1 protein-coding gene is annotated in these 578 nt (G+C 54.0%); it reads right to left on the bottom strand.

The annotated features are described in order from the left end of the window. Positions 1–396: 396 nt before the first annotated feature. A partial coding sequence (locus ACQY5R_RS18270) for a hypothetical protein (protein ID WP_428610718.1) occupies positions 397–578 on the bottom strand: 182 nt, incomplete at its 5' end.

Here is a 578-nt window from a genome sequence, read left to right as displayed (position 1 = left end):
ATGCCATTACCCAATGGCATGCTCAAGATCCGCAGAGAACGCAATGCTGGCATCTCCGCGTCGGAGAAGCTCCAGGCTCTAGCAGCTTAGCATGAGGCTGTAGCCAGACCTGGCGGCCGGGACCATGAGCATTCAAGCACGCATCAGCATAGCTCATCATCAGCACCCCATGTGCAGCCCTCCGGCAAAGAGGATGTCCCCGTGAAGACTATTCAGATAAGGTCGGATGCTGCCCAGACCACCCGCATCTCAGGCGATCTGGACAGCAAATAGAAATTCACGCTCATCACCTTCCTCCGGGCTAATGTGGACATGTTTGCCTGACAACCATTGTAGATATCTGGGATCACCAGAGAGGTGATTGAGCACCATCTGAAGATCTACCCCGATGCCAGGTCAGTGCAGCAGAAGCCCCGAAAGCAGTCCGTTGAGCGGCAAAACTTTAACCATGAAGAACTCAAGAAGCTGCTCGACACTGACTTCATACGGGAGATCCATCACCCTCGGTGGCTGGCCAACCCTGTTGTCATCCCCAAAGCCGGCAGGAAACTTTAGATCTGCATCGACTACACCAGTCT

The organism is Sedimenticola sp., from assembly GCF_050289425.1.
Lineage (GTDB): Bacteria > Pseudomonadota > Gammaproteobacteria > Chromatiales > Chromatiaceae > Sedimenticola.
This window is presented reverse-complemented; position numbering and strand designations above follow the sequence as displayed.